We start from the raw sequence: 25,177 nt of genomic DNA, 5'->3' as shown, positions 1-25,177 counted from the left end.
CCATGGAAAAACATGGCACCATCTATCTCGTCGGCGCCGGGCCGGGTGATCCCGACCTGCTGACCCTGCGCGCCGCGCGGCTGATCGAACGCGCGCAGATCATCGTTCACGACGGGCTGATCGAACCCGCAGTGCTGGCGATGGCCTGCAAGGAAGCGGTGCTGATCAATGTCGCCAAGCGCCGAGCGCATCACACCCTGCCTCAGGAAGATATCAACGCGCTGCTGGTGCGCCATGCGCGCGCGGGCCGCGATGTCGTGCGGCTGAAAGGCGGCGATCCGCTGGTCTTCGGGCGCGGCGGTGAGGAAGCCGAGGCCGCTCGCGCCGCCGGAATTACGGTCGAGATCGTCCCCGGCATCAGCGCCGCCAATGGCGCCGCCGCAGCCGCGCAAATCGCGCTCACCCACCGCGATGCCGCCAGCATCGTCAGCTTCGTGGCGGGCCAGTGCAAGGGGCTGGCGCAGCAGGATTGGGCCGGCCTCGCCGGAACCGGCCGCACGCTGGTGATCTACATGGGAGTCAAGACCGCACCGCAAATTGCCGAGAAGCTGATGGCGGACGGCCTTGCCCCGGCCATGCCTGTGGCGATCATCGAGAATGGCGCGCGGCCAAATATGCGTGTGCTGCGCGGGTTGCTGGCTGAATTGCCTGAACTGGTCGAGCGCGAGCGCGTGGTCAGCCCTGCGCTGATCGTAATCGGCGAAGTGACCGCGCGCGCAGATGTGGCGCTGGTGGCATTGGCGCAGGAGGCAGCACTGTGAAAATCCTGACCGGCAATGATCTGAAAACCGGCGCAGTCACGTGGTGGACCGGCAGCGACTGGTCGCTCCATGTCGAAGACGCGGTGGATGTGACTGGCAGCGAAGAGGAAATCGCCCGGCGCGAAGAAGCCGCGCGGCGCGTCAACGTGCCCTATGCCATCGCAGCCGACCTGCACGAAGGCAGCCCCCGCCCCGCACATATCAAGGACCGTGTGCGCGCGCTCGGCCCCACGGTGCGCCCCGACCTGACGCTGAAGCCGGCCGATCCCGATATCGGCAATTGGGTGATCTGATGTACAAATATGACACTTACGACCAGCAAATGGTCGATACCCGTGTCGCGGAATTCCGCGATCAGGCACGCCGCCGCCTCGACGGTTCGCTCAGCGAGGATCAGTTCAAGCCGCTGCGGCTGATGAACGGCCTCTATCTCCAGCTGCACGCCTATATGCTGCGCGTCGCCATCCCTTACGGCACGCTCGACAGCCGCCAGATGCATGCGCTGGCCGATATTGCCGACAAATATGACCGCGGATACGGCCACTTCACCACCCGCCAGAACATCCAGTACAACTGGATCAAGCTGGAGGACGCCGCCGATATCCTCGCCGATCTGGCGAAGGTTGAGATGCACGCCATCCAGACCAGCGGCAATTGCATCCGCAATATCAGTTCCGACCATTTCGCCGGGGCCGCCGCGGACGAGGTCGCCGACCCGCGCCCCTATGCCGAGCTGCTGCGCCAATGGTCCAGCTTCCACCCCGAATTCAGCTATCTGCCGCGCAAGTTCAAGATCGCCGTCATCGCCAGCAAGAAAGACCGCGCGGCCATGCGGCTGCACGATATCGGCATCCGCATTGTGAAGCGTGACGGGGCTTTGGGCGCGGCATTCTATGTCGGCGGCGGTATGGGCCGCACCCCGATGATTGCCCCCTGCATCCGCGAATTTGTCCCGCTGGATCAGCTGGTGACCTATGCCGAGGCGTGCCTGCGCGTTTACAACCGGCACGGTCGCCGCGACAACAAGTACAAGGCGCGGATCAAGATCCTGGTCCACGAGCTGGGCGCAGAGGAATACACGCGGCAGGTCGAGGAGGAGTTTGCGCTTCTGCTGGAACAGGGTGTGGAGCCGCCGCTGGCCGAGCTTGAGCGGATCAAGACCTATTTCGAAGAACCCTTGTTCGCAGACGCCGCTGCCGATGCTCTCGACCGCAGCGATCCGGATTTCGCCTTGTGGGCGGATCGCAATACGGTGCCGCACAAGACCGCCGGCTATGTGTCGGCAGTCGTCAGCCTGAAGCCGCCCGGCGGCATTCCCGGCGATGCCACAGCCGAACAGATGCGGCTGATGGGCGATCTGGCGAAGGATTACTCCTGCGACGAATTGCGCGTCATGCACACGCAGAACATCGTGCTGCCGCATGTCCGCACGGCTGATCTGCACACGCTGTGGACCGCGCTGGATGCAGCGGGTCTGGGCAGTCCAAATCTCGATACGGTGGAAGACATCATCGCTTGCCCCGGCCTCGACTATTGCAGCCTCGCCAACGCCCGTTCCATCCCTGTCGCGCAGAAGATCGCGACCCGCTTTGCCGACAGCGGCAAGACTGCGCAACTGGGCGAGCTGAAGCTGAAAATCTCCGGCTGCATCAACGCCTGCGGGCACCATCATGCTGGCCACATCGGCATCCTTGGCGTCGACAAGAAGGGGGTGGAAAATTACCAGCTCTCGCTTGGCGGCAGCGAGGCGGAGGACGTCAGCCTGGCCAAGATCACCGGCCCCGGTTTTGACGAGGATGGCGTGGTGGATGCTGTCGACACCGTCACGCAGGTTTACGAACGCGAACGCCGTGATGGCGAGCGCTTCATCGACACCTACCGCCGCATTGGCATGACCCCGTTCAAAGAGGCGCTCTATGGTTGATATCCTGCGATACCGCGATGACGAAGCTGTCGGCCATGCCGCCGTCACGGTGGATTCCTTCCTCGACCAGAGCAACGCAGCTGCGGTGCGGGTGGAGCCGGGCGATGATGCCCGCGCCTTGCTGCCGCATCTGGAACGGATTGCATTGGTGGAGGTGAATTTCCCTGCATTCGGCGACGGTCGTGGTTATTCCTCGGCACGGATCCTGCGCGAAGCCGGCTATGATGGCGAGCTGCGCGCGGTGGGTGATGTGCTGGTGGACCAGCTGGCCTATATGCGCCGCTGCGGCTACGATTCCTTTGAACCCGATGCCCCTCTCGATGCCGGCGATGTCGAGGCGGCGCTGGCCCGCTGGCCCGATGTATATCAGGTCGCTGCCGACCAGCGCGCGCCAATCTGGGCGCTGCGGCATGGAGACGGGCACGCTGCGTGACCGCCTTGCGCGCCATCGACCGGCTCGACACCGCGCCGCGCTTTACCGAACAGGATGCAATCGGCCTCAACCGCCGGTTTCGCGGCGCCGACACGCAAGAGATGCTGCGTGCAGTCATTGGCGACCGGCTGGCGGGCGATGTGGCGGTGGTTTCCAGCTTTGGTGCAGAAAGCGCCGTGCTGCTGCACCTGATTGCCTCGGTCGATCAGTCAGTGCCGGTTCTGTTTCTGGAAACCGGCAAGCATTTCCCCGAAACACTGGCCTATCGTGACGCGCTGGTCGGGCGACTGGCGCTGACGGACTTCCGCGATCTGTACCCAGCCCTGCCCGACCTGGAGGCGCGTGACGCCACCGGGATGCGCTGGTCTTACGATCCCGATGGGTGCTGCGAGATGCGCAAGGTGCGCCCGCTCGAACTGGCGATGGCGGGATTCGACGCCAGCTTTACAGGCCGCAAGGCATTCCAATCGAGCACGCGCGCCAATCTGCCGCGCTTTGAAATCGACACTGCGGATGCGCAGGGGCGGCTCAAGATCAACCCGCTGATCGACTGGGACGGCGCGCAGATTGCCGATTATTTCGCAGCGCATGATCTGCCGCGCCACCCACTGGTGGAGCGCGGCTTCCCCTCTATCGGCTGCTCCCCCTGCACCCACGCCGTCGCGCCCGGCGAAGACCCCCGATCGGGCCGGTGGAAGGGGTGGGACAAAACCGAATGCGGCATCCACAAACCCGGCGAGGAGCCGTTCCTCTAGTCCCGATAGCAAGCGGGGCCCCGGGTGCAGCAGCGCCCGGAACCCCGTAGGCATTTATATTGGCCCGAAGGCCGGGATCAATTTACGAGGCAACCCGCTTGACGGTCGAAACCTCACCGTCATCGGGATCGGTGGAGGTCCAGACGCCATCATCGCCAACCGCTTCGGCGAAACAGGTCATTTCGGTTTCGTCCGCATCCTGCGCGCAGAATTCGTTGGGTGAACGCTGTTCCCATACGCCGGTCTTGGATTCGCCTGCTGCATTTGTGCTGGTGAAGGTTCCGTCGGCCGCCAGCACTTCAGTGCTGACTTCGCCCTTGGCATTGGTAATCTCGAACGTGCCGGTTGAAGGCCCGCCATCGGCGGCGGTCATGGCTGGCGCTTCTTCTACGACCATTTCCGCCGGTGCTGCCGAAGATTCTTCTTCAGTCGCGGCACCGCCGCACGCTGAAAGGCTGGCCAGCGCGGCCACGAGAACAATATATTTCATCGAAATTTCCCCAATTTCGGACGCCCGACTATCGTGTCGAAGGCCAGACAAAAGCTCCCCTGAGGCATGGGTTACAGTGCTAGCGTCCTATTGCCTATCAAGATCTTACAGCCACCCCTGAGCGCGATACCATTCGCCGGTGGCTTTCAGCCCTTCCTCGCCGCCAATGCGCGGCTCCCAGATCTCGAGCGGGACCGCGCGGTCGAAACGGGCGACCCAATCGGGATGGGTCATATAGCCCACCCGGTCGGCGGTAAGCCTGGCAGCGTCGCCGCGCAGCATCCGGTCCAGTTTCGCCCCCAGCGTCAGCAGCGGCGCGGGCAGATGCGGCGCAACCACGCTGTTGCCCACAGCATCGCCGATCAACCGCGCCAGTTGGCCATGCTCATAACCCGCCGTATTGCCGTCCGAAGGCTCGAACAACTTACCCGATACCAAGCGTCCGGCAGGGATCAGCGCCAGCAGCAATTCTGCCAGATCATCGACATGGATAATCGAGCTGTACCCCTTGGGCGGCACTGGAACCACGCGATATTTTGCGGCGCGGAACAGTTCGAACATGTCGCTGTCACGCGGGCCATAGACCGCTGGCGGACGCACGATCGTCCAGTCGAGGCGGCTGCTCTCCACCAGCGTTTCCGCGCGGGCCTTCGACGCGCCATATTGCGACAACTCCGGCTCGCGCGCGGAGAGCGAGGACACCAGCACAAAACGCTCCACCCCGGCCCGGTCACAGGCATCAAGCAGGTTCTGCGTGCCGGTGACATTGGCAATCTCGAACTCGGCAGTGTCGGGCGTGTTGGTCAGCCCGGCGACATGGATCACTGTGTCCAGCCCGCGGACCAGATCGCCCAGCGATGCCGGGTCGGACAGGCTTCCGCTCACCCAGTCCACCGCTTTGCGCGCCTGGTCAGGTGGCCGCCGGGTCAATGCGCGGATCGCCGTGCCATGCCGCTCCGCCGCGTCGAGCACCGCCTGCCCGACAAAGCCCGTGCCGCCAGTCAGCGCGACTGTCACAGCTGCACCAGATGATCGCGGTGGATTACGCAGCCGCGCGGAACATAGCCGAGCACGGGGGCCTGCTGCTCGACCTTGAGCCCTAGAATCGCGCGGCATTCCCCGGCGGAATATTCGACCAGCCCCTGCGCCAGCCGCTCCCCTTTCGGCCCGAACACCGCCACCAGATCGCCGCGCGCGAAATCGCCCTGCACTTCGGTCATTCCGGCGGCCAGCAGGCTGGCATGGGTTTGCAGCGCGGCCATACAGCCCGCATCCACGGTCAACACGCCCGCTGGCGCCAATCGCCCGCCCAGCCATGATTTGCGCGCATCATCATGGCGCTGGGGCAGGAACAGCGTGCCGATACCGCCATCCAGCGCCCGCGCAATGGGCGCGGTGAGGGTGCCATTGACGATGGCGAGAGCGATACCCGCCCGCTCCGCAATTTCAGCCGCCTTGAGCTTGGAGGTCATACCGCCCGAACCCAGACCGGACCCCGACTTCGTACTGGCCATTGCGAATATCTCGGGGGTGATCCCGTCGACCTGCGGCAAGAGTGTGGCACCATCACTGCGCGGATCGCGGTCATACAGGCCGTCAACATCGGACAGCAGCAACACTGCATCGGCCCCCGCCGCCTGCGCCACCCGCGCGGCCAGCCGGTCATTGTCGCCAAAGCGGATTTCCTCGGTCGCCACGCTGTCGTTTTCATTGACCACCGGCACCGCGCCTGCCGCCATCAGCCGTTCCAGCGTCGCGGCGGCGTTGAGGTAACGACGGCGACCTTCCAGATCGCCCAATGTCACCAGCATTTGCGCCGCGACAATGTCATGCGCAGCCAGCGCTTCGGACCACAGCCGTGCCAGTTCGATCTGACCGACTGAGGCGGCGGCCTGCGCGTCTTCCAGACTGCCGCGCCCGCCTTTCGCCATGCCCATGCGCGCCGCGCCCAGTGCGATTGCGCCAGAGCTGACCACGATCACCTGTTGCCCACTCGCGCGCAGCCCGGCCAGTTCCGCAGCGAGCGCCGCCAGCCATTCGCCGCGCGGCTGACCGCGCTGGACCAGCAGTGACGAGCCGATCTTGACGACCAGCCGCCTGGCACTGCGCAAATCGGACAGGACGGTGAAATTCATGCGCTCAGAGCGGCGACCAGTCGCCTTCCTCTTCTTCGATGCTTTCGACCTGCCCCTGCTTGGTTTCGGTCGCGGTACGATCAGGCAGATAACCCAGCACTGCGTCGAGCAATTGGCTGACCCCGGCACCAGTTATGCCCGAGATCGGGAACACCTTGTCCGCGCCCGCCGCCAGCAGTTCGTCCGAAAAGGCTTCCACCAGCTCGTCATCGGCCAGATCGAGCTTGTTCAGCGCCACCAGCCGGGTCTTGCCATCAAGTCCCGCGCCGTAAGCTTCCAGCTCTTCTTCGACCACGCGCATAGCCTCAACCGGGTCGGTTCCGGCGATGTCGATCAGGTGGATCAGCACGCGGCAGCGTTCGATATGGCCCAGGAACCGGTCCCCGATCCCCGCGCCATCGGCAGCGCCTTCGATCAGGCCGGGAATATCCGCGATCACGAATTCGCGCGCCTTGTGCCGCACCACGCCCAGCTTTGGCACCAGTGTGGTGAAGGCGTATGCGCCAACCTTGGCCTTGGCGTTGGACACCTGATTGATGAATGTCGATTTGCCGGCATTGGGCAGGCCCAGCAGACCCACATCGGCCAGCAGTTTCAGCCGCAGCCAGACCCACAGCTCCTGCCCCACTTCGCCCGGCTGATGCTGGCGCGGGGCGCGGTTGGTGCTGGATTTGTAACTGGCATTGCCCCGGCCGCCCATGCCGCCTTCAAGGAAGACCACGCGCTGGCCAACCTCGGTAAAATCGGCGAGCACTTCCTCGCGGTCTTCGGACATGACCTGCGTGCCCACCGGCACTTTGACGACCAGTTCCTTGGCCCCCGCGCCGGTGCGGTCGCGGCCCATGCCGTGGCTGCCGCGCTTGGCCTTGAAATGCTGCGCATAGCGGAAGTCGATCAGCGTGTTCAGGCCCTGCACGGCTTCAAACACGATATCGCCGCCCTTGCCGCCATTGCCGCCGTCGGGGCCGCCGAATTCAACGTATTTTTCACGCCGGAAGCTGACAGCCCCGGGGCCGCCCGCGCCGGACTTCAGATAGATCTTTGCTTGGTCGAGGAAATGCATGGATGGCGCCCTAATCGCTTTTCATCGCCAAGGCGAGCGCAACAAAGGGGCCGGAGGGTTTAGCCCTGCGGCTGTCCTCCGGTTACGCCGTCATTATCCTGCACCACTTCGCCAGACTGGAAGATCGGACCTTCGCTGGGCAGTGTGATGACCGGAGCGGTGACCGGGGCATCTTCACCCTGTACGACTTCGCCAGAACTGAAAACCGGACCCGCGCCCGGCAAGATAATCATCGGAGCTGGTGCAGGAATAGCGCTGGCGGGCGGCAGATCGATCGGGGCCTGCGATTCCCCGGCGATCACCACCGGCTGTGTCGCGGGCATCGTTCCCACCACCGTTTCGCCCGGTTCGATACGCACCGACGGGTCGAGCGGATTGGTGTAGCCCGTCGCGGTGGTCCGCACGGTGGGCGGGCCATATTGCGCGTCCCAGCTCGACAGATTGATGCGGTATTGTTCGTAAGCACGGAAGAAGTCTTCAAACACGGCCTCGATCCGCGGCATGGTCCGTGCGGCGAACACATCCAGATCGCCCGGGTCGGCCAGCAGCGCCTCGTTGCTGACCACCAGCGCGATATCGCAGAACTGGTTGATCGCGGGTGGCAGCGCAAAATAATTGTAGACCTGCGTCATGTAGGAATCCTGCACATCGCGATAGGTCGGGCCGTATTTCTGACGGAACTCGCTCTGCAAGGCGCGGTTTGTCGCCGATAGCTGGCGCACATTGCGGTCCAGAAAACTGGTGTAGTTCGGCAGGATCGCGGCGTGCTGCGGACCAAGGCAGTTGAGCGCGGCCACGTTCAAGGCTGAGCGCAGGTTCCACGTCGTCTGCGCAGGTGTGAGATTGGCATTCACTGTCTGGCGCACACCATCCACGCCCACCATCGGAATGGTCATCGCGGTAGCCGCGCCGCCGGGGGGAAGCGGCCGGTAGGGAATAACCACAACCGGAGGAGGTGGGGGAGGCGGCGGCGGCGGCGGCGGAGGTGTGGTACAAGCGCCCAGCGCGGCAATGCCGCTGGCAACAGTAACGATGCGGATGATGTTCGATGTAACGCGGCTCATGGCGCGCGACCCTCCTGAAATTTCCCGATGCATCATCCCCCGTGACAGATTGACCGGGGATGAAGCAGCCACTTCTAACGTGCGCTTTGGGCAAAAGAAATGCCCGGAGTGCGCTTGGCACCCCGGGCACGATGAAACGAGTCGTGTATGCGTTTAGTCGCGGCTGCCCATGAAGCGCAGCAGGAACAGGAACATATTGATGAAGTCGAGATACAGTGTCAGCGCACCCATGATGATCGCCTTGCCAGCGAACTCGGTGCCTTTGACGAACTGATATTCCGCCTTGAGGCGCTGCGTATCGTAGGCGGTGAGGCCTGCGAAGATCAGCACACCGATGAAGCTGATCGCCATCGTCATCACAGTAGACTGCAGGAAGATGTTGATCACCATGGCGATCAACAACCCGATCACACCCATCACCAGAAATGTGCCGAAGCCCTGAAGGTTCTTCTTGGTGGTGTAACCGAACAGGCTAAGCCCTGCGAATGCACCGGCGGTGGCGAAGAACGTAACCGCGATGGATGCGCCGGTATAAACCAGGAAAATCGTCGACAGCGACAGGCCCATCAGGACCGCAAAGCCCCAGAACATCAGCTGGAGCGTGCCCTGGCTGAACTTTTTGGCGCCAAAGCTCATCGCAAAAACGATGGCGAGCGGCGACAATGCCACCAACCACATCAGCGGACCTGATGCGAAAGTCATCGCCAGACCCGACCGCGCCGTCAACAGCGCGACCAGCCCGGTCAGCAACACGCCCGAGCTCATGTAATTGTAAATCTTGAGCATATGCGAGCGCAGGCCCGCGTCGAAAGTTTCTGCGCGGGCAACGGGGTCCCCGGCGCGCGGCACGGAGCCGAAGCCCTGCCTCTGCTTGGTGTCGTCCCAATCGGCCATGTCTGCGTCACTCCATTTGCGCGGGGCACCGGGGCACCCGCTTCTTTCGCCAATATCGGCAGTATGCGCGCGTATTTCAAGCAAAACCGACGCAATAAAGGTTTGCGGGCGTCAACCTTGTTTGCGGGCCTCTTCACCCATGGCCACGCCGCGATCGCGGGCGGCACGCAGGCAGCGTTCCACCAAAGTGGCCAGCGCGGCGTCCTTATCCAGCACATCGAGCCCCTTTTGCGTCATCCCGCCAGGGCTGGCGACACGGCGTGCCAATTCACCCGGCGCATCGGGCGATGCCGCCGCCAGCGCCGCAGCGCCTTCAACCATCTGCACCGCCAGCCGCTGCGCCTGAGCGCTTTCCAACCCAAGCGAAGCCGCCCCAGACGCCAGCGCATCGATAAAGCGATAGACGAAGCCCGGCCCCGATCCGGCCAGCGCCGTGACCAGCTCGAACTGCTGCTCGCCCGCCAGCCATTCTGCGCTGCCCAGCATTTCGGCCAAACCTGTGACCTGATCGCGGCGGTGATCGTCAAGACCTTCGGCCACCAGCGCATTGGGCGATTTGCCCAGCGCCACCGCCAGATTGGGCATGAACCGCACCACGCCGCCCGCCTTCGGAAAACTGCGCCGCAGCGTCGCCAGATCGACCCCGGCCAGCACCGACAGGATCGCCGTACCCTGACCCGCCACCGCCTGCATCGCCGGAGCAATGTCGGCGAGCATGTAGGGCTTGAACCCCAGCACGACGAAATCGAACTGCGTCTCGGGCAATTCAGTGACCAGCCGGACACCCGGCGCGGCCTGCTTGGGGCGCGGGTTGTAGGCGGTGATGGTATCGGCAGGCACACCCGCGTGCAGCCAGCCATCGACCATCGCGGCAGCCATCGTGCCGTAACCGTAAATCAGAATATTCGATGTCATTTGCACCCTCCATTTGGGGTGTAGTGGGTGATGTCAGGCCTCGCCCGCTGCGTCCACCATTGCCGCATCCAGCGCATCGGCAGGCGTCCGGTCGCCCCACAGCACAAACTGGAACGCGGGATAGAAGCGGTCGCACTCATCAACTGCGATTTCGACCAGAGATTGCGCCTGACCCAGGCTCAGCATCCCGTCATCAGACAGCATGGTGCCATTACGATACAGCAGGACGCTGCCGCTCGACCAGATTTCGAAATGGCCCAGCCAGCATTGTTCATTGACCCGCGCCACCAGCTCGTTGGCGGGACCGCGCTTTTCGGCGGCGATACGGATATCGGGCAGGCAGAGGATTTGCAGCACTCTGTCCTCGGCGCGCCAGATGCCCTTGATCTGATACTTGGTCCAACTCCCCTGAATTTCGCCGCTGATCTCGTCCGCCCCGCGCTCGCACGGCCAGCCCCGCGCATCGAACAGCGCAGCCAGCATTTCGAGCGGCGCGGCGTCATGCACCGCCTCGAAGCGTTCTTCAGCCGCTCTCATCGAAAAGGTCCCGTCCAAGCCATGCATGCTGCTTGCAGTGTCTTGGTCCGGCTTGGCAATGCGCGCAGCGATGGCGGCTGGGGAGAACTGATCTGGCCTGTGTAAACCCTGTGCACAAGCTGCGCGCCAAGGCGCAAGTCTTTACAAAGGCTCTATTTCTTCGCCAGCCTTGCTGGTGAAGGTAAAGGAATCGAGGTTCAACGCGTTGAGTTCCTTTACCATCTCGCGCGCGGCGGTGGCGGTGGGGAAAGGTCCGGCGAGCAGTCGGGAAGAGACACCCCACGGGGTAACGAACGGCCCGTTTTTGTCGAGCCTGCCAGCAGCCCGGCGGGCAATGCGCCGCCAGTCATATTTCAGAGCGGCGCGGTCTTTACCGGTCGCCACCTGTACCCAGTGGCGCGATGGATGCTGCGCTTTTGGCGGCGGGGGTGGAGGCGGCGGTGGCTTGGCCTCCTCGACCTCTCGCGGGATTGCGATGGCGGTGATGTCGACCGCTCCGGGTGCTGGCTCAGCGCGCGCGGTGTCGGCCAGGTCGAAGCTGGCGAAGGCATCCGCGACATCTGCCGGTTGAGGGGCGGGAAGCGGCGGCGCAGGGTCGGACACTGTAGCCACCACGACAGGTGTCGGCGATGCGGCTTCGGCAGGCGTCGGGACATTGATGATCACGACAGGCGGTTTTGTGGGCGCAGGGCCAGGGGCGACTGTTGACGCGATTGAGGGCGCGGGGATGGGTGTGGGCCCAGCGACCTGAACTGGCGTCGGTGATGGCGCAGGTGACGGTGACGGAGGCGGAGGCGGCGCAGGCTTGGGCGTCACCACAGGCTTTGCCGCAGCCTGCCGCCTGGTCGACCGGCCAGCTTGCGGATCAACGCGCGGACGGCCGGGATAGGCGGTACCACCCGAATCCCGCGCGCTACGGCTGCCGGTACGGTCGGGTCTGCGGCGGCGTTCCCGGCTGCGCGGATCCGTTTTCGGCGTGTTATTTGCCTGCGCGCCAAGCGGCGTTCCGCTGGGCACCAGTCCCGCATCCGCCGAGCGTCCACCAGACCGTGTATATTGCGCAATCGCGGCGTCGTCCGTGCCGATATTGGCGGCGCGCGGGAACAGCCCCAGATTGGCCGCAGCGGCCTGCTGTGCCTGCGTCAGACGCGGCATATAGCTGAGATAGGGCGCCATCTGCTGTGCGAGCGCAGGGGTCATGCGCGACCCTGCGATCGACAGGGCCTCCTTCTCCTCGCCCAGGATCGCCAGACCGAATGCGCGCGTGCGGAAGGCGGAGAGATTGCCCTGCTTGAGCAGCGGCAGCAACGACTCCTCAAAACCCTGCCGGTTACCGGCAATCGCCTGACTGATAGCCAGCCGGCGGATCAGTTCATCATCGCTGCCCTGCCGCAACGCCGTGCGATACATCGCCTGTGCGCTGGCGCTGTCACCAACCAGATCGAAGGCAAGGCCCCGGTCAGCGGCCATACGCGCTACCGGGATGCCGCCTCGTTCTGCTTCGGCAAACAGCCGCAGCGCCTCAATCGGGCGGCGGGCACGCACAAAGGCGCGGGCCATGCCCAGTTTTACACGCGGATCGCCCGGAGACAGATCTTGCGCGCGCCCGAAAAAGCCCGTCGCCGCATCAATATCGCCAAGCTCCAGAGCCGCTTCACCGGCATCGACCAGCGCCCCCACGTTGCGCGGATCGCGGGCTAACCGGCCTAGCGCCGTCTCCAGCGCATCAGAACCGGCGGGCGGCAGCGGCTGGACGACTTCGCCCGATTGCGCCCATCCGGTGGACGGACCCGCGCATAATGCCGCCAGCGCTGCCGCGCCGGTCAATCGCCTGACAATGCTCATTGCGTGTCCGTATCCGCGCGCGGTTGAACATCCGCTGACGCGAAAGTCCGGTTATTGATTGTTCTGGCGTCCGAGGAAGCGCGGGATATTGAGCGCGCCGCCGCTGCCCTCGTCCTCGTCGTCCTCTTCATCCTCTTCCGAAGCTGTGGGAGAGGACCCGCGAGACAGCTTGGCCATGCGTTCAAACAGCGTACTGCCGGCACCGTCATCATCACCGCCCCCGCCTGCACCGCCGCCGCCGCCAAAGCCTCCGGCGTCGCCGCCCGGCACCAGCGGACGCTTGCGACCGGGCTTGGCGACCAGCGGGCTTTCGCCTTCGGCCATATGGTCACTCCCAAGCTGGAATTCGTCCTGGTCGCCGCCCTCGCTGGCCGGGTCGGACAGGTCGAGTGGGGTGCTGTCGTCTGTGCCTTCTGCGCTCCAGCCGGGCTCTTCAGCAGCGCCGCCGAAGCCAGCGTCGGCAGCAGGCTCGGGCATATCTTCGCTGCCTTCAAAGCGCTCGGTGTGCGAATCCCTCAATCCAGCGAGCGGGTCGACGATACCGTCAACGTCGTCATAGTCCTCGTCTTCTTCGTCATCCGAACCACCCGAAGCGGGCGACAAGCCGCCAGCCGAATAGACCGGCTCTTCCTCTTCGGCTTCCGGCTCTTCGTCATCGTCCGAAGTCGCAGAATCGTCGGCACCGCTGTAGGATTCCGTCAGGTCGTAAGCTGGCTCAGGAGCCGCCTCATAGGCGGGCTTTTCCACCGGCTCCGGCTCGGGCTCAGCCGACAGACCCTCGCTCAATTCGAATGGCTCCGGCTCGGCCATGCTTTCGCTGGGCAGGTCGAGGATCGGACGTTTGGGCGCACGCGCTTCGGACATGGAGAATGAACGCGGGGCCGATTCTGTCGACCGCCCGCTTTCATCAATACCGGTCGCAACCACCGAAACGCGGATTTTGCCGTCGAGATCGGGATTGAATGCCGAACCCCAGATAATGTTGGCGTCTTCATCGACCAGTTCGCGAATGTGGTTCGCCGCCTCATCGACTTCGAGCAGCTTCATGTCTTCGCCGCCGATAATCGAGATGATGACGCCCTTGGCGCCCGCCATGCTGACCCCGTCGAGCAGCGGATTGGCAATCGCGCGTTCGGCAGCGTCGAGCGCACGGTTGTCACCCTCGCCCTCGCCCGTGCCCATCATCGCCTTGCCCATTTCGCTCATCACGGAACGTACATCGGCAAAGTCGAGATTGATCAGGCCCGGCATCACCATCAGATCGGTGATTGAGCGCACACCCTGCTGGAGCACTTCGTCCGCAAGGATAAAGGCTTCCTTGAAGGTGGTTTCCGCCTTGGCGACCAGGAACAAATTCTGGTTGGGAATGACAATCAGCGTATCGACGTGCTTTTGCAGCTCGTCGATTCCGGCCTCAGCCGCGCGCATCCGGCGGGTGCCTTCGAACAGGAACGGCTTGGTCACGACACCTACGGTCAGAACGCCCTTCTTGCGGGCAGCTTCCGCGATGACAGGTGCCGCGCCAGTGCCCGTTCCGCCGCCCATGCCGGCAGCGATGAAGCACATATTCACGCCTTCCAGCGCCTCGTCGATCTCGTCGACGGTTTCTTCAGCCGCAGCCTTGCCCACTTCGGGACGTGCGCCTGCACCCAGGCCGCCGGTAATGTCGGGGCCAAGCTGGATCCGCTTTTCAGAGGTGGCAATCGCCAGCGCCTGCGCGTCAGTGTTCGCGACGATGAAGTCGACGCCTTCGATTTCGGCCTGCATCATGTTGGCAATGGCGTTGCCGCCCGCGCCGCCGACGCCGATGACCATGATCTTGGGACGAAGTTCGTCAGTCGATGCGGGTCCGATATTGATGCTCATTGGGTGTCCCCCGGGGTAGAAATAATCGCCAGTATTACGGTGTAACACATTTGGCACAAAGCGAATCGATGGTGCAAAGGGAATGTTGCCTTATCCACAATGCCTAAACGCGGCGTTGACGATTGCGGCACCGGCTAAAAATACTCTTTCACCGCCTGAACCACGCGATTGACCAATCCGACACCCGAATAGCGACGGGTTGGCTGATGGCGTGGACCGACCGAGCGGATGTCCACCGGATCTTCCGCAGCATAGAGGCAGAGCCCCGCCAGCGTAGCAAATCCGGGCGTTGCATGGGCTTCTGGCAGACCGGTCAACACAGGCGGTTTGCCGATGCGTACTGGCCGCCCCAGCGCGCCCTGCATGAATTCGGCAATGCCGTGCAATTCTGCGCCGCCGCCGGTCAATACGACTTGCCCGCCTGCCGCGCCAGAAAAGCCCAGCGCCTTGAGACCCTTGGCAATTTCAGCGGTCAGCACGCCCAGCCGGTCGGTGACGACCGATACCAGCTCGGCACGGGCAATGCGGTTCTGCTCGTCCGCGCCGCGGGCCAGCGGGCCGCTGGCCTCGTCACCCGGCGCGTTGACGGCGATCATTTCGCGGTGATCGGTGGGCGTGGCAATGGCCGAACCGGCGACGCATTTGAGCCGCTCGGCCTGGCTGCGGCGGATACCCAGATTCGACGCGATAGCATCGGTGATATCGTTCGATCCGACCGCTACCGATTTCAGGCCCAGCAGCATCCCGCCCGCATGGACTGAGACATTGGTGACCTGCGCACCGATTTCGATCAGCGCCACACCCAGCTCGCGCTCTTCGGCAGACAGGCACGCATAAGCGGCGGCCAGCGGGCTGGCGACCACGCCTTCGACATCAAGATGCGCGTTCTGCACTGCCTCGATCAGATTGCGGATGGGTGGACCCTCGGCCAGCGTTACATGGATATCGACCCCCAGCGCCTCGGCATGGAGGCCCTTGGGATTTGCGACGCCATGCGCCCCGTCCAGCGTGTAATGCGCCGGCTGCGCGTGCAGCACCATCTTGCCGTCGGGCTGGATATGATCGCGCGCGGCATAGAGCAGGTGCTCGATATCATCTTCCTCGATGCGGCGGCCGCCAATGGCGATCTCTACCGAGGAAATCTTGCTGGACAGCCCTGCCCCCGCGCAGCCGATCCACACGCTTGAGATGCTGGTGTTGGCATTGGCCTCCGCCTTTTCCACCGCCGTGCGGATCGCGTGGGTCGCGGCGCGCATATCGGTGACATAGCCGCGCTTGATCCCCTCGCTGGCGCGGTGGCTTGATCCCAGCACCACCATCTCGCCGCCATCGGCCAGCCCCATGATCATCGCCGACACGCGGAACGAGCCGATATTGACCGCCCCGAACACACGGCTGATGCGGGGAAGCGGCGCGGCCATTATTCGGCCTGTCCATTGGCGGCGAGCTGCTTGGGGCACGGACCGTCCTTGCAGCGCAGATAGGCGCGATCGGGCACGCGCATATCGATGGCCACAGGCTTGCCGCCGATCAGCCGGTGCATCCCGTCAAGCTTGGCAAATTTCACCAGCGCCGCAGATCCTGCATCACCTTCGGGCAGCGCGAGCATCTGGCCGGTTTCGAAGATCAGATTCCAGCGGCGATTGCCCACCCATTCGGCAGAGGCGATGCGCGGTTTCAGCGCGGGCGCGGCATCGAGCAATTTGCCCAGCTCATCGACCTGTTTCTGCGCGCCCGGCCCTTCGATCAGCAGCTTGCCCTTGGCAGCCTTGGCGGAGATCGGTTCCAGTTCATTACCCTGACGATCGACCAGCATCAGCCGCCCCGGCTTGCGCAGCACGGCGTGCGGGACACGCTCGACAATATCGATTTTCAGCGTGTCGGGCAGCTGGCGCGATACGCGCGCATCGGCGACCCATGGCAATTCGAGCAGCCTCTCGCGCACATACTTCAGATCGACCAGCGGCATCGGGCGATCCTGTTCCGACAGGACGCGCTCATACACCAACTGCTCGTTCATGCGCTCGACCCCGGACACGCGCACCCGGCTGACCTCGAAACCCGCACGCGAGGCGGATTGCGCCAGCTGCACCCGCGCCATTTCGGGCACCCCGGCGAAACTTGCCACGGTCCACGCCAGCGCCAAAGCGATGCCGACGATCAGCAACAGGAAGAACTTGTTCCACTGCTCTTCGGTGAACGGCAGCGCGGCCATTGCCTGATCCAGCAAAGAATGCGTGTGGCGACGCGCCGCGCGCGCCTTCTGACTGCGGCTGCGCGCTGCGGCAGATCGCCGAACGCCTTGGGGTTTGCGGCTGACCTTAGCCATCCTTAGCCTCGAAATGCCGCATGGCCGCCGCGATGATCGCTTCGACGGTATCGGCATATTCCATGCCCGCAAAGCGCCCCTGTTCGGGCACCAGGCTGAGCGGGGTCATGCCCGGCTGGGTGTTGGTTTCCAGCACGAACAAGCCGTCTTCGCCCTGCTCATCATCCCAGCGGAAATCGGTGCGACTACAGCCCCGGCAGCCCAGCACCTTATGCGCCTTCAGCGCGATTTCGAGGCACAATTGCTCGATATGCCCGGGGATTTCTGCGGGGCAGATATGGTCGGTCATGCCATCGGTATATTTGGCGTCGAAATCGTAAAAGCCGCTCTTGGGCTTCAGCTCGGTCACCGCCAGCGCGCGCGGCCCATCGGCAAAATCCACCACGGCGGTGGTCATCTCGCGGCCCTTGATGAAGGGTTCGGCCAGCAGCTCGGAAAATTCCTGCCACGGCCCCGCCGTATCGCGTGCAATGGGATTGCCGTAATTGCCCTCGTCAGTGACAATCGCCACGCCGACCGAGCTGCCTTCATTGACGGGTTTAAGCACATAGGGACGCGGCAGCGGGTCGTGCTGATACAGTTCCTCGCTATGCACGATCCGCCCGCCGGGCATCGGGATACCATGCGGCACCAGCGCCTGCTTGGTCAGCTGCTTGTCGATCGCGATTACCGAGGTGGCGAGGCCGGAATGCGTATAGGGCACGCCCATCAGGTCGAGCATGCCCTGCACCGTCCCGTCTTCCCCCGGCACCCCGTGCAGCGCGTTGAACACGACATCGGGCGCAGCCTCGGCAATGCGTGCAGCCACCTGCCGGTCCATATCGATCCGCGTGACCCGGTGCCCGCGCTGCTCCAGCGCCTCGGCAACACCCTCGCCAGACATCAGCGAAACGGGCCGTTCATTGGCCCAGCCGCCCATCAGGACCGCGACATGGAGTTTGGGGAGTGCGTTCATGGCCTGCCGACCCTCTGGATTTCCCAATCGAGCGCGACGCCCGATTTCTGATAGACACGGCGGCGGACTTCTTCGCCCAGCCCTTCGATATCGGCGCTGGTGGCATCGCCGGTGTTGATCAGGAAGTTGGTGTGCTTCTCGCTCACCTGAGCGCCGCCCAGTGTCAGCCCGCGGCACCCGGCATCATCGACCAATTGCCACGCCTTGCGGTCGGGCAGGTTCTTGAAGGTCGATCCGCCGGTCTTGGTGCGCAGCGGCTGCGCCTCCTCGCGCGCAGCGGCGATGCGGTCCATTTTCGCGCCGATTGCCTCGGGGTCGCCGGGCACGCCCTTGAAGCGCGCGGCGATGACCACGGCGTTGGCGGGCAGCTCGGAATGGCGATAGGAATAGCCCAGCTCGCGCGCGGTCAGGCAGTGGCCCCGGCCATTGGGCATGATGACATCGCAATCGGTCAGCACATCGGCCACCTCGCGGCCATAGGCACCGCCGTTCATCCGCACGAAGCCGCCGACCGTGCCGGGGATACCGCGCATGAATTCCATTCCCGCAATGCCCGCATCGCGCGCGGCACTGGCCACCAGAATACCGTGTGCGCCCGCCCCGCAGGCCAGCACATTGTCATCGCGGATTTCGATTTCGGCAAACGGCTTGCCCAGCTTGATCACCACGCCGGGCACCCCGCCATCGCGCACGATCAAATTGGAACCCAGCCCCAGAGCCATCACGGGCAGATCGTTATTCAGCCGTTCGAGGAACAGCTGGAGATCGTCCATATCGGCCGGTTCGAACAGCCAGTCAGCCTTCCCGCCCGCCTTGAACCACACCAGTTTCGCCAGCGGCGCCTGCGGCGTCAGCGTCCCGCGCAGCCCCTTGGTCGAAACCGGAGTGCGCGATTTACCCGCGGTTTCGGCAAACGGCGCTTCGCCATTATCGCGGCGGGGAATTTCGCCCAGCTGCTTCATGCCGCGTCCAACTGCGCTGTAATCGCATCGGGAAGAGCGGCGGCCCATTTGGTGATGTCGCCCGCGCCAAGACAGACGACAACATCGCCCTCGGCCAGTTCCCCGGCCAAGGTTGTTGCCAGATCGGCCTGATCGGCAATCGTGGCGGCGGAACGGTGGCCGCGCGATTTCAGCCCCGCCACCAGCGACGCGGCGTCGGCACCCTCAATCGGGTCCTCGCCTGCGGTATAGACCGGGGTGACATAGACCTGATCCGCTTCGTTGAAGCAGGTCTGGAAATCATCCATCAGATCGCGCAGCCGGGTGTAGCGATGCGGCTGCACCACAGCGATCACGCGGTTTCTGGCGCTTTCGCGCGCGGCGGACAGCACGGCGCGGATTTCCACCGGGTGGTGCGCGTAATCATCGATGATCGCTGCACCGGCAACTTCGCCCACTCTGGTAAAGCGCCGCCGCACGCCGCTGAAACTGGCAAAGCCGTTGCAGATAACCTCGTCCGAACAGCCCATCTCGATCGCCACGGCAATCGCGGCGAGCGCGTTCTGGACATTGTGGCGGCCGGGCATGGGCAGATGCACGCCTTCGATCCTGCGGTCTTCCTCGCCCCGCTGGCGTACCACCACGTCGAAAGCATTGCCGCCATCCCTGGGCCGCACATTCACACCGCAGATATCCGCCTGGAGCGAGAAGCCATAGGTGACCACGCGGCGATCGCGGACCTGGCCGATCACCGCCTGCACTTCAGGATGATCGACGCACAGGATTGCAGCCCCGTAGAAGGGGACATTGTGGATGAACTCGACAAAGGCGCGCTTTACCCCGTCAAAATCGCCGTAATGGTCGAGATGTTCGGGATCGATATTGGTGACCACCGCAATGGTCCCGTCGAGCCGCAGGAAGCTGCCGTCGCTTTCATCGGCTTCGACCACCATCCACTCACTGTCGCCCAGCCGCGCGTTGGAGCCATATTGTTCGATGATCCCGCCATTGATCACGGTCGGGTCGATATTCCCGGCATCGAGCAGCGCGGCGATCATGCTGGTGGTGGTGGTCTTGCCATGCGTACCGGCCACCGCGACGGTCGATTTCAGATGCATCAGCTCGGCCAGCATTTCCGCGCGTCGAACCACAGGAATACGGTTTTCCAGTGCGCAGGCGACTTCGGGATTGGTGCGGCGCACCGCCGTTGAAGTGACGACCACCGCCACCCCGTCCACATTCCCTGCAGCATGGCCGATCATCACCGGGATGCCGCGCCCGCGCAGCCGTTCCACGCTCGGCCCCTCGGCAATGTCCGAACCCTGCACGGCGTAGCCCAGATTGTGCATGACTTCGGCAATGCCCGACATGCCGATCCCGCCAATGCCGACGAAATGGATGGTTCCGATATCGGTGCCGACACCCTTCACTTGCTCGCCTCCCGCGCTGCGCCTTGTCCGGCAGGAGCGCCCTGCGACGCGCCGCGTTCATTATTGCCGCCGACGCGGATGACATCCATCAGATCTGCGCCGCCAAAACTTTCGACCAGATCGGCAAGGTCCTGCACCGCCTTGGGCCGCCCGCAATTCCACGCCGCATGGGCCGCATTTGCGAGACCTTGGGGATCATCGGCAAGCGCCATGATCTGCTTGGCCAATTCCTTGCCGGTAAAGCGTTCCTGCCGGATCATCCGCGCGCCGCCTGCCTTGACCATTTCGCGCGTATTGGCAGCCTGATGGTCGTCGGTGGCGATGGGCAGCGGGATCAGGATCGCCGGGCGGCCAACCGCAGTCAGCTCGGCAATGGTTGATGCACCCGCACGGCCAATGAAAAGATGCGCGTCAGCCAGCCGCGCGGCCATATCCTCGAAATAGGTCGCCAGCTCGGCGGGGATCTGGTGATTGCGATAGCGCGCGCGTACCGCGTCCAGATCTTCGGGACGGCACTGCTGCGTCACCTGCAACCGCTGGCGCAAGGCGGGGGGCAGCATGGCAAGGCCGTCAGGCACCACTTCGGACAATATCCGCGCGCCCTGACTGCCGCCGGTCACCAGCACGCGCAGCACGCCGTCTTCGCCAAATGCCGGGAAGGGTTCGTCCCGCAGCGTCAACACGCCAGCACGCACCGGATTGCCCACCAGATGGACCTTTTCCTGATGGCGCGGTTTCAGCCGCTCGATATCGGGATAGGCGGTGGCGATGGCCTGCACGCGGCCCGACAACAGCCGGTTGACCCGGCCCAGCACCGCGTTCTGTTCATGGATGACACAGGGAATATCCGCCGACGTCGCGCCCAGCAGTGCAGGCAGCGAGGGGTAGCCGCCAAAGCCGACCACCGCGCTGGGCTGGAAGCTTTCGAACAGCCGCATCGCCATGCGGCGCCCTTCCAGCACGGCGGACAGCCCCTTGAACCAATGCAGCGGGTTCTTGCGAAACCGGCCCGCAGGCAGGACATGTGCGGGCAGGAAATCGGGCTTCCCCGGAATCTCCGCCCCGCGTTCATCGGTGATCAGCGCGACATGATGCCCGCGCCGCTCCAGCTCGGTCGCCAGCGCAAAGGCCGGCAGCAGATGGCCTCCGGTGCCGCCTGCGGCCAATACATAATGGCGGTTCGCGGTGGTCACGGCGTAACCTCGCGTATGATGCTGCCCGGTTTATCGTTCATCGCCCGCGGTTGCCCTAAACCCAGCCTGTCGCCAAGTCCCGAAGTGCTGGTTTTCAAAAACGGGTTGCGCCGGGTCACTGCGACCAGCAGCCCGACGGTCAGGCAAACCGCGATGGTGGATGACCCGCCATAGCTGACCAGCGGCAGCGTCATGCCCTTGGACGGGAACAGCTGCAGATTGACCAGCATATTGATAAATGCCTGCCCGCCCAGCAGCGCGGTCAGCCCGGCCCCGGCGAGCAGCGCGAACAGATCATCCTCCTCCACCAGCCGCATCAGCACGCGGGTGATGATCGCCAGATACAGCAGCACCACAAAACCGCAGGCGATCAGGCCGAATTCCTCGCCAATCACGCTGAAGATGTAATCGGTATGCGCTTCGGGCAGGCTCATCTTGCGGATACCCAGCCCGTATCCCGCTCCGGTCCAGCCGCCCGCCAGCAAGGTGCGGCTGGCCAGATCGACCTGGTCATAGGCCGTGCCGCCGCCCAGAAACGCATCGATACGGTGGCGCGCATTGTCGTACAGGAAATAGGCAGCGGTCAGCCCCACCATCGCCCCGCCCGCCAGCGCGCCGATCCGCTTCATCGGCACCCCGGCCAGCAGGATCATCACGAACCACACGCCCGCAATCAAAATGGTCTCGCCCAGATTGGGCTGAATCATCAACAGAATAGCCACCACCGCCGTCAACGCCGAAGTGATGGCCACAACCGGCATATGCGCATCGCGCATCCGCCACGAAATGATCCATGCCAGCGTAATGGCAAAGGCGGGCTTGAGAAATTCGGAGGGCTGGAAACGCATCCCCAAATTGATCCAGCGCCGGGCGCCGTTGACCTCCGCGCCGATGATGGGAACCAGAAACATCAGCCCCAGCATTGCCGCAGCGACCAGCACGCCAAATCGCCTGGCATTTTCCCGTGTCATCATCGACGCCGCCGCCATCGCTATCAGACCGAAAAATTGCCAGGCAATATGGCGGTAGAAAAAATACAGCGGGTCGAGCGTGGTTGCCGATGTCGACAGACGACCCGCGCTGGCAGGGGAAGCCGCCGCAACTGCGACGGTGCCGAAGGTCATCAGGAGCAGGATCAGGAACAGCAGCACCCGGTCAATCTCGCGCCACCAGATTTTCAGTTCGGACAGCCGCGACAGCCGCTGGCGCGGCATATGCATCGGCTGGCGCTTGCCGGGGACATAGGGCTGCACGGTGCTCATGCGAGCGCCTCCACAAGGCTGCGGAAATGGTCACCGCGCGCTTCGAAATCGCGATATTGGTCGAAACTGGCGCAGGCAGGGGAGAGCAGGATTGTGTCGCCGCGTTCGGCAGCGTTCGAAGCGTCGAACACCGCCTGTTCGAGCGTTATCGAGCGCTTGATTGACACCCTGTTTTCCAGGAGCCGCGCAAAATCCTCGCCCGCCGCGCCGATGGTATAGGCGGCTTTGACATGGCCGAGTTGCGCTTCACATTCGCCGAGCCCCTGCTCCTTGGCCAGACCGCCGACGATCCAGTGGACATTGTCGAACGCCGCCAGCGCGGGGGCGGAGGCAGCGGTGTTGGTGCCCTTGCTATCGTTGATGTAGGCAACGCCGGAGATTTCCGCGACCCGCTCCATGCGGTGCGGGAGGCCGGGATAGGTGCGGAGGGCAGCCTCCATCTGCGGTTCCGAAATCCCGAGATACGTGCCGGTGTAAAATGCGGCACTGGCATTGGCGTGATTATGTGGTCCTCGGAGGCTTGAAGCTAGCGTCAGGCCATCCAAACTAATTCGAACCATACCGATTACGTCCGCTAGAATCGGCCACTCCCCGTCCTCGAAGTCATCCATCATCCAGAGGATAACATCGCTCGCGTCTCGAGGGTCGTCATAGAGAAGTGCCTTGCTTCCGGGACTCTGCATCTCGAATAGCCGAGCCTTAGCTGCAGCGTACTTCTCGAAATCCCCGTCATACCGGTCCAGATGATCCGGCGTGATGTTCAGCAGCACCGCCACGTCGCAATCGAGCGAATAGGTCAGGTCGATCTGGTAACTGGACAGCTCCAGCACATAGACCCCGCCCTCGGGCAATGGCTCCTGCTCGAGGATCGGCAGGCCGATATTGCCGCCCATGGTGGTCGGTACGCCTGCGGTCTTGAGGATATGGTGGACCAGCGCGGTGGTGGTCGATTTGCCGTTGGTGCCGGTGATGCCGACGACCTTGTGCGGCGGCAGGTCCGCCCTCGCCTTCGCGAACAGTTCGATATCGCCGATCACCGGCACGCCGAAGCTGTAGGCATGGGGCTTGATCGGGTGGGTGTTGAGCGGGACGCCGGGGCTGACCACCACGCCAGCAAACCCGGTCAGATCGGTTTTAACCGGATCGGCGAGTTCCACGCGGCCCGCGAAAGCCTGCCGCGCTTCCTCGCGATTGTCCCACGCCAGCACCTCGGCTCCGCTTGCCAGCAGCGCCTCGACCGCCGCCCGCCCCGACCGCGCGAGGCCCAGCACCGCATAGCGTTTTCCCGAAAAGGCGGGCGAGGTGATCATCTCAGCTTCAGCGTGGCGAGCCCCATCAGCGCGAGCACGATGGCGACGATCCAGAACCGGATCACGACCTTGCTTTCAGACCAGCCCAATTGTTCGAAATGGTGGTGGATCGGCGCCATGCGGAACACGCGCCGACCGGTTCGCTTGAACCAGAACACCTGAATGATGACGCTCAGAGCCTCGAACACGAACAGCCCGCCAACGATGGCAAGCACGACCTCGTGATGGCTCGCCACGGCAATCGCGCCCAGCGCGCCGCCCAGGGCCAGGCTGCCGGTGTCACCCATGAAGACCGCAGCAGGCGGCGCGTTGAACCATAGGAAGGCCAGTCCCGCGCCCATGATAGCGGCGCAGAATATCGCCAACTCACCCGCACCCTCAACATAGGGGATGCCCAGATATTCGGAGTAATCGACGCGTCCGACCAGATAGGCGATCACGGCAAAGGTGCCTGCCGCAATGATCACCGGCATGGTCGCCAACCCGTCCAGCCCGTCGGTCAGATTGACCGCATTGCCCGCGCCCACCATCACCACGGCGGCAAAGACATAATAGAACCACCCCATCTCGATTCCGAAGTCATTGACGAAGGGGACGTAGAGGAAAGTGTTGATCTGGCTGACAATTATATAACTGGCGATGCCTGCGACGACAAATTCCATCAGCAGACGGACGCGCGCCGATACGCCCTTGTGGCTGGCCTTCGTCACCTTGTCATAATCGTCAAGGAAGCCGATCAGGCCAAAGCCCCCGGTGACCGCCAGACAGGCCCAGACGAAGGGGTTCTTCAAATCCATCCACAGCATCAGCGACAGGAACAGGCTGACCAGGATCATCAGCCCGCCCATTGTCGGCGTGCCAACCTTGGCCAGATGGGTTTGCGGGCCATCTTCGCGGATTGGCTGACCCTTGCCCTGTCGCACCCGCAGCATATCGATAAAGCGCGGCCCGATGACCAGCCCGATCAACAGCGCGGTAAGCAGCGTGGCCCCGGCCCGCGCGGTCTGATACCGCACAAGGTTCGAGAGGCCTTCGAAATCCAACCATTCGGCAAGCAGGTAAAGCATTGAGCCTC

General features: G+C 63.8%; 24 protein-coding genes. 5 read left to right on the top strand and 19 right to left on the bottom strand.

Translation table 11 applies throughout. From position 1 onward, the window contains the following. The first annotated feature begins 2 nt into the window (after nt 1-2). The 5 genes from cobA to FEV51_RS05345 are packed head-to-tail and all read left to right on the top strand — an operon-like array spanning nt 3 to nt 3,873. A complete protein-coding gene (gene cobA, locus FEV51_RS05365; RefSeq protein ID WP_138616722.1) occupies nt 3-761 on the top strand; it encodes a uroporphyrinogen-III C-methyltransferase in 759 nt (252 codons plus the stop codon). After that, the gene (locus tag FEV51_RS05360; RefSeq protein WP_138616720.1) at nt 758-1,054 is read left to right on the top strand and encodes a DUF2849 domain-containing protein; all 297 of its coding nucleotides are present in this window, start codon (nt 758-760) and stop codon (nt 1,052-1,054) included. The genes cobA and FEV51_RS05360 overlap by 4 nt, the downstream gene beginning before the upstream one ends. Further along, the gene (locus tag FEV51_RS05355; protein WP_138616719.1) at nt 1,054-2,685 is read left to right on the top strand and encodes a nitrite/sulfite reductase; all 1,632 of its coding nucleotides are present in this window, start codon (nt 1,054-1,056) and stop codon (nt 2,683-2,685) included. Before FEV51_RS05360 ends, FEV51_RS05355 begins: the two co-directional genes overlap by 1 nt. Next, a complete protein-coding gene (locus FEV51_RS05350; RefSeq protein WP_138616717.1) occupies nt 2,678-3,118 on the top strand; it encodes a DUF934 domain-containing protein in 441 nt (146 codons plus the stop codon). The genes FEV51_RS05355 and FEV51_RS05350 overlap by 8 nt, the downstream gene beginning before the upstream one ends. After that, nucleotides 3,115-3,873 carry a phosphoadenylyl-sulfate reductase gene (locus FEV51_RS05345; protein ID WP_138616716.1) on the top strand — a complete coding sequence of 253 codons (759 nt, stop codon included), beginning with the start codon at nt 3,115-3,117 and terminating at the stop codon, nt 3,871-3,873. Before FEV51_RS05350 ends, FEV51_RS05345 begins: the two co-directional genes overlap by 4 nt. Nucleotides 3,874-3,955: 82 nt before the next feature. On the opposite strand, the gene FEV51_RS05340 is transcribed toward FEV51_RS05345, so the two are convergent. The 19 genes from FEV51_RS05340 to mraY all read right to left on the bottom strand — a co-directional run bounded on the left by FEV51_RS05340 (nt 3,956) and on the right by mraY (nt 25,169). Further along, complete coding sequence (locus FEV51_RS05340; RefSeq protein WP_138616714.1) at nt 3,956-4,363, bottom strand: hypothetical protein; 408 nt, start codon at nt 4,361-4,363, stop codon at nt 3,956-3,958. A 105-nt stretch (nt 4,364-4,468) separates the two neighbouring features. Continuing rightward, nucleotides 4,469-5,380: an NAD-dependent epimerase/dehydratase family protein gene (locus FEV51_RS05335; RefSeq protein WP_246034451.1), complete on the bottom strand. Its 912-nt coding sequence runs from the start codon at nt 5,378-5,380 to the stop codon at nt 4,469-4,471. Further along, a complete protein-coding gene (gene proB, locus FEV51_RS05330) occupies nt 5,377-6,498 on the bottom strand; it encodes a glutamate 5-kinase (RefSeq protein WP_138616710.1) in 1,122 nt (373 codons plus the stop codon). The genes FEV51_RS05335 and proB overlap by 4 nt, the downstream gene beginning before the upstream one ends. Nucleotides 6,499-6,502: 4 nt before the next feature. Continuing rightward, on the bottom strand, nt 6,503-7,561 hold the full coding sequence (gene obgE / locus FEV51_RS05325; RefSeq protein WP_138616708.1) for a GTPase ObgE: 1,059 nt from the start codon (nt 7,559-7,561) through the stop codon (nt 6,503-6,505). Nucleotides 7,562-7,620: 59 nt separating this feature from the next. Then, a complete protein-coding gene (locus tag FEV51_RS05320) occupies nt 7,621-8,625 on the bottom strand; it encodes a hypothetical protein (protein WP_187695308.1) in 1,005 nt (334 codons plus the stop codon). Between the two features lie 153 nt (nt 8,626-8,778). Beyond that, the gene (locus FEV51_RS05315; protein WP_138616706.1) at nt 8,779-9,519 is read right to left on the bottom strand and encodes a Bax inhibitor-1/YccA family protein; all 741 of its coding nucleotides are present in this window, start codon (nt 9,517-9,519) and stop codon (nt 8,779-8,781) included. Between the two features lie 111 nt (nt 9,520-9,630). Further along, nucleotides 9,631-10,434 (bottom strand): pyrroline-5-carboxylate reductase family protein, encoded by an 804-nt coding sequence (locus FEV51_RS05310; protein WP_138616704.1) that lies wholly within the window; start codon nt 10,432-10,434, stop codon nt 9,631-9,633. A gap of 33 nt (nt 10,435-10,467) precedes the next feature. Next, nucleotides 10,468-10,971 (bottom strand): type III secretion system chaperone family protein, encoded by a 504-nt coding sequence (locus tag FEV51_RS05305; protein ID WP_138616703.1) that lies wholly within the window; start codon nt 10,969-10,971, stop codon nt 10,468-10,470. Nucleotides 10,972-11,112: 141 nt separating this feature from the next. After that, nucleotides 11,113-12,816, bottom strand: a complete 1,704-nt coding sequence (locus FEV51_RS05300; RefSeq protein ID WP_138616701.1) for a tetratricopeptide repeat protein — start codon at nt 12,814-12,816, stop codon at nt 11,113-11,115. A gap of 51 nt (nt 12,817-12,867) precedes the next feature. Next, a complete protein-coding gene (gene ftsZ, locus FEV51_RS05295; protein ID WP_138616699.1) occupies nt 12,868-14,682 on the bottom strand; it encodes a cell division protein FtsZ in 1,815 nt (604 codons plus the stop codon). Nucleotides 14,683-14,816: 134 nt separating this feature from the next. Then, nucleotides 14,817-16,103 (bottom strand): cell division protein FtsA, encoded by a 1,287-nt coding sequence (ftsA, locus tag FEV51_RS05290; RefSeq protein ID WP_138616697.1) that lies wholly within the window; start codon nt 16,101-16,103, stop codon nt 14,817-14,819. Then, on the bottom strand, nt 16,103-17,011 hold the full coding sequence (locus FEV51_RS05285) for a cell division protein FtsQ/DivIB (protein ID WP_138616695.1): 909 nt from the start codon (nt 17,009-17,011) through the stop codon (nt 16,103-16,105). The genes ftsA and FEV51_RS05285 overlap by 1 nt, the downstream gene beginning before the upstream one ends. After that, nucleotides 17,004-17,966 (bottom strand): D-alanine--D-alanine ligase, encoded by a 963-nt coding sequence (locus tag FEV51_RS05280; protein ID WP_138616693.1) that lies wholly within the window; start codon nt 17,964-17,966, stop codon nt 17,004-17,006. The genes FEV51_RS05285 and FEV51_RS05280 overlap by 8 nt, the downstream gene beginning before the upstream one ends. Then, nucleotides 17,963-18,928, bottom strand: coding sequence for a UDP-N-acetylmuramate dehydrogenase (gene murB, locus FEV51_RS05275; RefSeq protein ID WP_138616691.1), 966 nt, complete (start codon nt 18,926-18,928; stop codon nt 17,963-17,965). The genes FEV51_RS05280 and murB overlap by 4 nt, the downstream gene beginning before the upstream one ends. Beyond that, complete coding sequence (murC, locus tag FEV51_RS05270; RefSeq protein WP_138616690.1) at nt 18,925-20,337, bottom strand: UDP-N-acetylmuramate--L-alanine ligase; 1,413 nt, start codon at nt 20,335-20,337, stop codon at nt 18,925-18,927. Before murC ends, murB begins: the two co-directional genes overlap by 4 nt. Further along, nucleotides 20,334-21,530: an undecaprenyldiphospho-muramoylpentapeptide beta-N-acetylglucosaminyltransferase gene (gene murG, locus FEV51_RS05265; RefSeq protein ID WP_138616688.1), complete on the bottom strand. Its 1,197-nt coding sequence runs from the start codon at nt 21,528-21,530 to the stop codon at nt 20,334-20,336. The genes murC and murG overlap by 4 nt, the downstream gene beginning before the upstream one ends. Beyond that, nucleotides 21,527-22,792 carry an FtsW/RodA/SpoVE family cell cycle protein gene (locus tag FEV51_RS05260; RefSeq protein ID WP_138616686.1) on the bottom strand — a complete coding sequence of 422 codons (1,266 nt, stop codon included), beginning with the start codon at nt 22,790-22,792 and terminating at the stop codon, nt 21,527-21,529. The genes murG and FEV51_RS05260 overlap by 4 nt, the downstream gene beginning before the upstream one ends. Beyond that, nucleotides 22,789-24,102 carry a UDP-N-acetylmuramoyl-L-alanine--D-glutamate ligase gene (gene murD / locus FEV51_RS05255; RefSeq protein ID WP_138616684.1) on the bottom strand — a complete coding sequence of 438 codons (1,314 nt, stop codon included), beginning with the start codon at nt 24,100-24,102 and terminating at the stop codon, nt 22,789-22,791. The genes FEV51_RS05260 and murD overlap by 4 nt, the downstream gene beginning before the upstream one ends. Continuing rightward, nucleotides 24,099-25,169, bottom strand: coding sequence for a phospho-N-acetylmuramoyl-pentapeptide-transferase (gene mraY, locus FEV51_RS05250; protein WP_138616682.1), 1,071 nt, complete (start codon nt 25,167-25,169; stop codon nt 24,099-24,101). The genes murD and mraY overlap by 4 nt, the downstream gene beginning before the upstream one ends. Nucleotides 25,170-25,177 lie beyond the last annotated feature (8 nt).

Origin of the sequence: Qipengyuania marisflavi (assembly GCF_005884405.1) — a bacterium.
Lineage (GTDB): Bacteria > Pseudomonadota > Alphaproteobacteria > Sphingomonadales > Sphingomonadaceae > Qipengyuania > Qipengyuania marisflavi.
Note: the sequence above shows the minus strand (reverse complement) of the source record. Positions and strands in the feature narration are given on the sequence as shown.

Bases quoted from the DNA above. Each gene is read 5' to 3' on its own strand.
- cobA (WP_138616722.1), top strand. From the start codon at position 3: ATGGAAAAACATGGCACCATCTATCTCGTCGGCGCCGGGCCGGGTGAT.
- FEV51_RS05355 (WP_138616719.1), top strand. From the start codon at position 1,054: ATGTACAAATATGACACTTACGACCAGCAAATGGTCGATACCCGTGTC.
- FEV51_RS05350 (WP_138616717.1), top strand. From the start codon at position 2,678: ATGGTTGATATCCTGCGATACCGCGATGACGAAGCTGTCGGCCATGCC.
- FEV51_RS05340 (WP_138616714.1), bottom strand. From the start codon at position 4,363: ATGAAATATATTGTTCTCGTGGCCGCGCTGGCCAGCCTTTCAGCGTGC.
- proB (WP_138616710.1), bottom strand. From the start codon at position 6,498: ATGAATTTCACCGTCCTGTCCGATTTGCGCAGTGCCAGGCGGCTGGTC.
- obgE (WP_138616708.1), bottom strand. From the start codon at position 7,561: ATGCATTTCCTCGACCAAGCAAAGATCTATCTGAAGTCCGGCGCGGGC.
- FEV51_RS05320 (WP_187695308.1), bottom strand. From the start codon at position 8,625: ATGAGCCGCGTTACATCGAACATCATCCGCATCGTTACTGTTGCCAGC.
- FEV51_RS05315 (WP_138616706.1), bottom strand. From the start codon at position 9,519: ATGGCCGATTGGGACGACACCAAGCAGAGGCAGGGCTTCGGCTCCGTG.
- FEV51_RS05310 (WP_138616704.1), bottom strand. From the start codon at position 10,434: ATGACATCGAATATTCTGATTTACGGTTACGGCACGATGGCTGCCGCG.
- FEV51_RS05305 (WP_138616703.1), bottom strand. From the start codon at position 10,971: ATGAGAGCGGCTGAAGAACGCTTCGAGGCGGTGCATGACGCCGCGCCG.
- FEV51_RS05300 (WP_138616701.1), bottom strand. From the start codon at position 12,816: ATGAGCATTGTCAGGCGATTGACCGGCGCGGCAGCGCTGGCGGCATTA.
- ftsZ (WP_138616699.1), bottom strand. From the start codon at position 14,682: ATGAGCATCAATATCGGACCCGCATCGACTGACGAACTTCGTCCCAAG.
- ftsA (WP_138616697.1), bottom strand. From the start codon at position 16,103: ATGGCCGCGCCGCTTCCCCGCATCAGCCGTGTGTTCGGGGCGGTCAAT.
- FEV51_RS05285 (WP_138616695.1), bottom strand. From the start codon at position 17,011: ATGGCTAAGGTCAGCCGCAAACCCCAAGGCGTTCGGCGATCTGCCGCA.
- FEV51_RS05280 (WP_138616693.1), bottom strand. From the start codon at position 17,966: ATGAACGCACTCCCCAAACTCCATGTCGCGGTCCTGATGGGCGGCTGG.
- murB (WP_138616691.1), bottom strand. From the start codon at position 18,928: ATGAAGCAGCTGGGCGAAATTCCCCGCCGCGATAATGGCGAAGCGCCG.
- FEV51_RS05260 (WP_138616686.1), bottom strand. From the start codon at position 22,792: ATGAGCACCGTGCAGCCCTATGTCCCCGGCAAGCGCCAGCCGATGCAT.
- murD (WP_138616684.1), bottom strand. From the start codon at position 24,102: ATGATCACCTCGCCCGCCTTTTCGGGAAAACGCTATGCGGTGCTGGGC.
- mraY (WP_138616682.1), bottom strand. From the start codon at position 25,169: ATGCTTTACCTGCTTGCCGAATGGTTGGATTTCGAAGGCCTCTCGAAC.